Here is a 578-nt window from a genome sequence, read left to right on the forward strand (position 1 = left end):
CCAGCTCTGGACCATTATCCATCCGCATGTTTAGCGGATATCCTCGGTTTGCCACTATCCTGTCGAACACCCGAACAACGCGTTGTGCTGGGATATTCAGGTCTATTTCTATCGCCAACACTTCACGATTAAAATCATCCACCACGTTGAACGTGCGAAAACGCCTACCACACACCAGTGCATCATGCATAAAATCTATCGACCAGCACTGATTAAGTGCCTCCGGCGTCGCCAGCGGGGCCGGATTACGCACCGGCAGACGCTGCTTTCCTTTACGACGAAAATTCAGTTTCAGTAAGCAATAGATACGATGAACGCGTTTGTGATTCCATGCATGTCCCTGCCTGCGTAGCTTCTGGAACAACTTCTTGAAGCCATATCGCGGATAGCGTTCCGCCATTTCAGTCAGTGCCTGAATGACCGGCTCATCACGCCGAGTGTCAGGCTGATAAAAATACACCGTCCTGCTCAACGATAACGTCCTGCATGCCTGGCGGATGCTCATCGTAAACTGCGCGGTCAGATAACTGACGAGTTCACGCTTTATCGCTGGTTTTAAAGCTTTTTTTCAATAACAT

1 pseudogene is annotated in these 578 nt (G+C 49.5%); it reads right to left on the reverse strand.

Going from position 1 to position 578, the window contains the following annotated elements:
* Positions 1–568, reverse strand: a pseudogene (locus J5069_RS23930) (DDE-type integrase/transposase/recombinase); the annotation flags it as partial.
* Positions 569–578 lie beyond the last annotated feature (10 nt).

It is taken from the genome of Candidatus Symbiopectobacterium sp. NZEC127, assembly GCF_025962675.1.
In the GTDB taxonomy this organism is placed as follows: Bacteria; Pseudomonadota; Gammaproteobacteria; order Enterobacterales; family Enterobacteriaceae; genus Symbiopectobacterium.